This is a genomic window from Profundibacter amoris (genome assembly GCF_003544895.1).
Classification (GTDB): Bacteria; Pseudomonadota; Alphaproteobacteria; order Rhodobacterales; family Rhodobacteraceae; genus Profundibacter; species Profundibacter amoris.
In genome coordinates, this window is the sequence record NZ_CP032125.1 from 496,990 (window position 1) to 505,000 (window position 8,011).

General features: G+C 55.8%; 6 protein-coding genes and 1 pseudogene (1 of these 7 cut by a window edge). 5 read left to right on the forward strand and 2 right to left on the reverse strand.

The genetic code is table 11. The features are described from left to right. The first annotated feature begins 210 nt into the window (after positions 1-210). Entirely contained in the window at positions 211-2,775 is a 2,565-nt protein-coding gene (gene clpB, locus BAR1_RS02425) for an ATP-dependent chaperone ClpB (protein ID WP_118941545.1), read from the forward strand. Positions 2,776-2,942: 167 nt separating this feature from the next. Then, on the forward strand, positions 2,943-4,199 hold the full coding sequence (locus tag BAR1_RS02430) for a hypothetical protein (RefSeq protein WP_118941546.1): 1,257 nt from the start codon (positions 2,943-2,945) through the stop codon (positions 4,197-4,199). A gap of 3 nt (positions 4,200-4,202) precedes the next feature. On the opposite strand, the gene BAR1_RS02435 is transcribed toward BAR1_RS02430, so the two are convergent. Together BAR1_RS02435 and BAR1_RS02440 are read right to left on the reverse strand one after the other, a co-directional pair. Further along, entirely contained in the window at positions 4,203-4,796 is a 594-nt protein-coding gene (locus BAR1_RS02435; protein ID WP_118941547.1) for a class I SAM-dependent methyltransferase, read from the reverse strand. A 44-nt stretch (positions 4,797-4,840) separates the two neighbouring features. Next, entirely contained in the window at positions 4,841-5,281 is a 441-nt protein-coding gene (locus tag BAR1_RS02440) for a DUF302 domain-containing protein (RefSeq protein WP_118941548.1), read from the reverse strand. Positions 5,282-5,418: 137 nt separating this feature from the next. On the opposite strand from BAR1_RS02440, the pseudogene BAR1_RS02445 reads away from it, so the two are divergent. From BAR1_RS02445 to msrQ, 3 genes and pseudogenes are all read left to right on the forward strand, one after another. Continuing rightward, a pseudogene (locus BAR1_RS02445) lies at positions 5,419-6,923 on the forward strand (FMN-binding glutamate synthase family protein). A 72-nt stretch (positions 6,924-6,995) separates the two neighbouring features. Continuing rightward, the gene (gene msrP / locus BAR1_RS02450) at positions 6,996-7,925 is read left to right on the forward strand and encodes a protein-methionine-sulfoxide reductase catalytic subunit MsrP (RefSeq protein ID WP_118941549.1); all 930 of its coding nucleotides are present in this window, start codon (positions 6,996-6,998) and stop codon (positions 7,923-7,925) included. A 1-nt stretch (position 7,926) separates the two neighbouring features. Continuing rightward, positions 7,927-8,011, forward strand: the beginning of a protein-coding gene (gene msrQ / locus BAR1_RS02455; protein ID WP_194295015.1) for a protein-methionine-sulfoxide reductase heme-binding subunit MsrQ. The gene runs 548 nt beyond the window's last position; 85 of the gene's 633 nt are visible here — the first part of the coding sequence; the start codon lies at positions 7,927-7,929; its stop codon lies beyond the right edge, outside the window.

Here is an 8,011-nt window from a genome sequence, read left to right on the forward strand (position 1 = left end):
GGATATCTAGGGAAATAAAAGGCCGGGGCATACATGCCTTTTAGGGTATGATCAAAACGACAGTTCAAGTATAGATTGTGGCGAAAAAATGGCCGGACGAGGCTTGAAACCTGTGGTTTCAGTGGCCACATCGGGTGTGAGGTCCGACTATGACGGTGCCGATTTCCGGGCGGTCAAATCCTTCGGACGCTTTAGAAAAGGAGAATACGGATGGACATGGAAAAGTTCACCGAACGGTCGCGCGGTTTTATTCAGGCGGCCCAGACAATTGCAATGCGCGAGGATCATCAGAAACTTGCGCCGGAACATCTGCTGAAGGCATTGATGGACGATGATCAGGGGCTGGCAAGCAACCTGATCCGTGCCGCTGGTGGCGCGCCCGAACGGGTGGTCGAAGCGGTGGATGCCGCTTTGGAAAAACTGCCCAAGGTGACGGGTGACACCGGACAGGTGTATCTGGACAGCCAGACCGCCAAGGTGCTGGACGAAGCCCAGAAAATCGCCAAGAAAGCAGGCGACAGTTTTGTTCCGGTGGAACGCATTCTGATGGCGTTGGCGATGGTGAAATCCAAAGCCAAGGACGCGCTGGATGCCGGTGCGGTTACGGCCCAGAAACTGAACGAGGCGATCAATGATGTGCGCAAGGGGCGCACAGCCGATACGGCCACAGCCGAGGAAGGGTATGACGCGCTGAAGAAATACGCGATCGACCTGACCGAACGCGCCGCCGAAGGCAAGATCGACCCGATCATCGGGCGGGACGAGGAAATCCGCCGCACGATGCAGGTTCTCAGCCGTCGCACCAAAAACAATCCTGTGCTGATTGGTGAACCGGGCGTGGGTAAAACCGCGATCGTCGAAGGTCTGGCGCTGAGGATCATCAATGGTGATGTGCCTGAAAGTCTTCAGGACAAGAAACTGCTGTCACTGGACATGGGCTCGCTGATTGCCGGTGCGAAATACCGTGGCGAATTCGAGGAACGGCTGAAGGCTGTTCTGAATGAGGTCACATCGGCCGCGGGGGAAATCATCCTGTTCATCGACGAAATGCACACGCTGATCGGCGCGGGCAAGGGTGATGGCGCAATGGATGCCTCGAACCTGCTGAAACCCGCGCTGGCACGGGGTGAATTGCACTGCGTTGGCGCCACCACGCTGGACGAATACCGCAAGCACGTCGAAAAAGACGCGGCCTTGGCGCGGCGTTTCCAGCCGGTGCTGGTCGAGGAGCCGACGGTCGAGGATACGATTTCGATCCTGCGGGGCATCAAGGAGAAATACGAACTGCACCACGGTGTGCGGATTTCCGATGCTGCCCTTGTGGCCGCAGCAACGCTTAGCCATCGCTATATCACCGACCGGTTCCTGCCGGACAAGGCGATTGACCTGATGGACGAGGCCGCATCGCGCCTGCGTATGGAAGTGGACAGCAAGCCCGAAGAACTGGACGCGCTGGACCGCGAGATCATGCAAAAGCAGATCGAGGCCGAAGCCCTGAAGAAAGAGGATGACGCCGCCAGCAAGGACCGGTTGGAAACGCTGGAAAAAGAGCTGGCCGAGCTGATGGAACGGTCCGCCGAGATGACGGCCAAATGGCAGGCCGAGCGTGCCAAGCTGGCATCGGTTCGCGAGTTGAAAGAGCAACTGGAGCAAGCGCGTGCAGAACTGGAAATCGCCAAGCGCGAGGGGGATCTGACACGGGCCGGCGAGCTGTCCTATTCGGTTATCCCGGGTCTGGAAGCCAAGCTGAAAGAGGCCGAGCAACGGGAATCCGATGTGATGGTCGAGGAAGCGGTGCGTCCCGAGCAGATCGCGCAGGTGGTCGAACGCTGGACCGGTATTCCGACATCCAAGATGCTGGAAGGCGAGCGCGACAAACTGCTGAAGATGGAAGAAGAGATCGGCAAACGGGTGATCGGCCAGAAACAGGCCGTGACGGCTGTTGCCAACTCGGTCCGTCGGGCGCGTGCCGGATTGAATGATCCGAACCGGCCACTTGGCAGCTTCCTGTTCCTTGGGCCGACCGGCGTGGGTAAAACCGAGCTGACCAAGGCGTTGGCCGAATATCTGTTCGACGACGAACACGCCATGGTGCGCATTGATATGTCCGAGTTCATGGAGAAGCACTCGGTCGCGCGCCTGATCGGTGCCCCTCCGGGCTATGTCGGCTATGACGAAGGCGGCGTTCTGACCGAAGCGGTGCGGCGCAAGCCCTATCAGGTGATCCTGTTCGACGAGGTCGAAAAGGCGCATCCGGATGTCTTCAACGTGCTGTTGCAGGTTCTGGACGATGGTGTGCTGACCGACGGGCAGGGCCGCACGGTGGACTTCAAGCAGACGCTGATCATTCTGACGTCGAACCTTGGCTCGCAGGCGCTGAGCGAACTGCCCGAAGGCTCGGATGCCTCGGAAGCCAAGGATCAGGTGATGGAAGCGGTGCGGGCACATTTCCGCCCCGAATTCCTGAACCGTCTGGACGAGATCGTGATCTTTGACCGTCTGGCCCGCGAGGATATGACGGGGATCGTCGATATCCAGCTTGGCTTGCTGGCCAAACGTCTGGCGGTTCGCAAGATCGCGCTGGAAGTGGACGACGCGGCCAAGAAATGGCTGGGCGACAAAGGCTATGACCCTGTCTATGGCGCAAGGCCGCTGAAGCGGGTGATCCAGCACTATCTACAGGATCCGCTGGCTGAAAAGCTGTTGGCGGGCGAGGTGCTGGATGGCGCAACCGTCAAGGTGACAGCGAACGAGGACGGATTGGTGATCAGCTAATCCGGCCGGTTGGGAAAATGGAAACGCCCCGTGGTGACGCGGGGCGTTTTAAGTAATTATCGGTTCTCATAATTGAATTTATCTGCGCTACTAAAAGTTGTGGAATTGTTGTGCGGTTTCACTTAAAACCTCGGTGAGGTGCTAAACAAAATTGATTGCAGGTGGCTATGACCCGTTGGGAAGATGAATTTGATAACAACCCAATACATGCGACCCTAGAAGGGATTCGAGATTTTCTTAAGGTAAAGGTAGATAGTCCTGATAGCGATGTGGCAATCGAAAAGCGCAGATTGGAGAAAGCTTTAGATTTATTGGATTCTGCGCTGGAACAGATCGATAAAGAAATTGCGCCGATCGCATTGCTAAATCAAATTAATGGACATTTGCGGCAACCGCAATTTTGGAATCAACTACAAGCATACCATAGTAACCCTGCCGTTACTTATTTGCAGGCCGCGAATAATCATATCAACAGTCAAATTCATGTATTTTACCAGCTTGCTATTTTCTCAAACGGTAAAAAAACAACAAGAATAACAAAACCTGTTGAGAAAGCATTTGATGAATTTTGCAAGGCTGTTGACGCTAAATCCAGTGAATTCGATGAAACGCTGAAGGGCCAAATATCTAAGCTTCAGGAAATTACGAAGAGCCAAGATGAGTTAGTCACAGAAATGACTGATTTGAAGAACGTGCACAAAGACAGGTTGAACACATGGCAAGGTGAGTTTACAGTTAGCCAAACGTCAAGGGCTGAAGAGTTTTCCGCTACGCAAATTCAGCGTGAGAAAGAATTTTCTGAATGGTTCAGTGCGTTCACCAAATCTACTGATGAAAAACTCGGAAATCTTATTGCTCAATTCAAAGCAAAAATTGATGAGTATAAAAAAGATGCTATCTCGAAACATAATGCTATTCTAGATATTCATGGCCTCGTCGCGACTGATGGGGTGGCGGGCGGATACAAAAGTACGGCTGATGACGAGGGCGCGGCAGCAAATAAATGGCGGCTGGGGGCCTTTGCTCTTTTAGGTGCTGCCGCTGCATGGCTAGCCTTCAAGCTGTGGCTTGGCATAAACGCATTAGGTGAAAATGGTATTGACTGGGAGGAAATTGCAACTTCAGTGTCGTTGACAGGGATATTACTGGCAGCTGCGGTATACGCATCCAAGCAGTCGAATTTCCATAGAAACAATGAACAGAAAATGCGTTGGTTTGCCCTAGAGGTGAAAGCTATTGATCCGTTTTTGGCATCTTTGAGTGAAGAGGATCAAAAAAGGCTCAAGGCGCAAATTTGTGAGCGTATTTTTGGCCAGTCTGATGGGGGTAGCAAGCACGAAACTGAGAGTTTCGACCCGAATATTATAAAGGTCGTCTCTGCTTCATTGGTTGAGGGTGTGAAAAGCCTTTCAAAGTTAAAATAGATTTCACCCCACCATAAACACATCATACCGCGTCGATTTCCCCGTGATCTGGTGCGAGGGCTTGGGCAGCCCCTCCATCAAATCCGCCTTTTGCGGCCATTTCAGCACCACCCGTTTGCGCGCGCAGCCCAGTGCCACCTTCATCAATGCAGGCGCGTCTGAATCCACCCCCACGATCTGCCGTATCAGCCGCATTTCCTTTTTGACCAAAGCCGACTTGTTTCGTTCAGGGTGCATCGGATCGACCAGCACCACTTTGGGGGCAAGGTCGGGCAACAGGTCTTTGGCGTCGCCATGCAGCAGGGTCATGCGGGCGACAATCCCGGCCACGTCGCTGTCCGCCGCCCGCGCCAAGGCGTCCGCCAAAAGCGCGTGCATCTGTTCGGATCGCTCGATCATCGTCACCTGCGCCCCCAGTGACGCCAGCAAAAACGCATCACGCCCCAATCCGGCGGTGGCGTCCACCACATCAGGCGTCTTGCCGCCCTTCATCCCCACGGCCCGCGGCAACGCCTGACCGCGCCCGCCGCCGAACCGCAGCCGGTGGGCGATGGCACCCGAGGTAAAGTCGATGGTCAGGGGGGAGGGGGTGTTCATATTATCGTTCCATAAATATCCCCGCGCGGAGCGCTTGAAATCTCTTATAACCCCAGTGCGTCCTTGACGATACCGTCCAACAGGGCCTGAACCTCTTTCATCACACCCTCGGGCATGGCTTTGAACCCGACGATCACCTGATCCGACCCACCCTGCTGCATCACGAAAATCCGGTAAGGGCAGTGAACGATATTCATAATGTCCGCCTCCATCACCTTGCGCGACAGGGTGGCCGAGCAGAAGCTGAAGATGTCGGCATTTTCAAACAGCACCACATCCGAACCGGTCACAGGGCGGGTGCGTTCCAGCATATCGCCTGTATGGCTGGTCAGGTCAATCACCAGACCGGCGTCAAGGATGGCGCTTTCGACCGAAAACACGGTATCGTCGAAATCGTCGGGCGAGGTATAGGTGATTGCCTCGTCCGCCCAGACCGGCGCGGCAATAAGGGTGGCCAATAGCGGGGCAATCAGACGGTGAAACATCGGGATCCTTCCTGTTCATTTATACCCCGCGAAAAGGTGACTTGCCTATGACGGGGGCTTTTGCGCATTTTGGAGGGGACTTTAGCCATCGCGGCGCAGATGTCAAAAATATATAAAAGGATTTGAATATGAATTTCATGAGTTGGGCCGGCTATGCGATGCAGTCTTTGGCATTGCTGTTTGTGTTTATTACCGGCGTGCTGGTGCTGCTGGGGCTGGTGCTGTTTGTAATCGACCGGTTGCAAAAGGGTGATGCTGTGCGGCGGAACTATCCGGTGATCGGGCGGTTTCGCGGGCTGTTCAGCCAGCTTGGGGAATTTTTCCGCCAGTATTTCTTTGCCATGGATCGCGAGGAAATGCCGTTCAACCGCGCCCAGCGGGAATGGATTGGCGGCGCGGCGGACGGGCATGGCAATACCGTGGCCTTTGGCTCGACCCGCAACCTGTCGGTGGTGGGGACGCCCATATTCGTGAACGCCGCCTTTCCGCCGCTCGAGGACCAGTTTGCCAAAACCGACCCGATGCAGATCGGCCCGTCCGCACGTGCGCCTTATGTTGCCAAATCGATCGTCAATATTTCCGGTATGAGTTTTGGCGCCCTTTCTGCCCCCGCGGTCGAGGCGCTGAGCAAAGGCGCGGCCAAGGCGGGTGTCTGGATGAACACCGGTGAAGGGGGCTTGTCGCCTTATCATCTGGGCCTTATCATCTGGCCGGTGGCTGTGATGTGGTGTTCCAGATCGGCACCGCGCGCTACGGGGTGCGGGATCAGGATGGCAATCTGTGCGATGACAAGCTGCGCGAAGTGGCGGCGCATGATCAGGTGAAGATGTTCGAAATCAAACTGGCGCAGGGCGCCAAGCCGGGCAAGGGCGGGATATTGCCCGCCGAAAAGGTGACCGAAGAAATCGCCGCCATTCGCGGGATCAAGGCAGGCAAAGCAAGCCTGTCCCCCAACCGCCATGACGGGGTGGATGATTTTGGCGATCTGCTGGATATGGTCGCGCATGTGCGCGAGGTGACGGGCAAGCCGGTGGGGTTCAAAACCGTTGTCGGCTCGCTTGCGCCGTTCAAGGAGTTGTTCGCCCTGATCAGGGACCGCGAGAAGGATGCGCCGGATTTCATCACCATTGATGGCGGCGAAGGCGGAACGGGGGCGGCCCCGATGCCCCTGATTGATCTGGTCGGCATGCCGATCCGCGAAGCATTGCCGCTGGTGGTGAACCTGCGTGATGAATGCGGATTGAAAGATCGCATCCGCATTGTGGCCAGCGGCAAGCTGGTCAACCCCGGTGATGTGGCCTGGGCGCTGTGCGCGGGGGCGGATTTCATCACCTCGGCGCGCGGGTTCATGTTCAGTCTGGGCTGTATTCAGGCGCTGAAATGTAATCGCAATACCTGTCCCACCGGCATCACCACCCATGATCCCGGCCTGCAAAAGGGGCTGGTGATCGAGGACAAGTATATAAAGGTTGCCCATTACGCCAAATGCCTGACCAAAGAGGTGGAAACTATCGCCCATTCGGTCGGCGTGCCCGAACCGCGCCAGATGCGGCGCAGGCATGTGCGGATCGTACAGGCGGATGGCACCAGCAAGCCAATGGACGAAATTTTCCCACGTTACAAAAACCAAACAGTTTCGTGAGCCAATTTGTTTTGGCTTTGGCGTTAGGACATCTTAGGTGATGCTGTAGGAAACCAAGGATAAAGGCTGGAAATGGTATATCGCTTTAAAACTGATCTGAAATATTCGGACATCACCCCGCATGAAACCTTTGTGAACCGGCGCCAGTTGATTGCCGGGGCAGGGGCTGCGGCCTTCGGGTCCATTGCCGGTCCGGCGCTGGCCAAAATCGATGCGGCCAAAAGCGGGTATTCAACCGAGATGGAGCCAAGCAGTTTCGAGGACATCACCACCTACAACAACTTCTATGAATTCGGCACCGGCAAGTCGGACCCCTCCAGTTATGCCGACGCGCTGACGGTGGACCCTTGGGCGATCAAGATTGACGGGCTGGTGGATCGGCCGGGCAAATACGATCTGGGGGCCATTTTGAAGGTGGTCAATATGGAAGAGCGGATCTACCGGCACCGCTGTGTGGAAACCTGGTCGATGGTGATCCCCTGGATCGGGTTCGAGTTAAAGACGGTTCTGGATCGGGTCGGGGTCCAGTCCGGCGCGAAATATGTGGCCTTTGAAACGCTGCATCGGCCCAGTGAAATGACAGCCCAGAAACGCCAATTGCTGGACTGGCCCTATCGCGAAGGACTACGGCTGGACGAGGCAATGCACCCGTTGACCATTCTGGCAACCGGCCTGTACGGGGAAGAGATGCCCAAGCAGAATGGTGCGCCGATCCGTTTGGTGGTGCCGTGGAAATACGGCTATAAATCCATCAAGTCGATCGTGCGGATCACCCTGACCGACAAACAGCCCAAAACCACATGGAATGAAATCGGGCCGGATGAATACGGCTTCTATAGCAATGTGAACCCCGAAGTCAGCCACCCGCGCTGGTCACAGGCCACGGAACGCCCTGTCGGGGGCGGGTTGTTTGCCCGCCGCAAGCCGACGCTGAAATTCAACGGATATGAAGAAGAGGTTGCCAGCCTTTACGCCGGAATGGATCTGGTAGAGAACCATTAGAATGACCATCACGCAGCGCATAAACACCGGTCTGAAACGGGTTCCGGCATGGCCCCTCTATATAGTGGGGCCGCTGCCGGTGATCT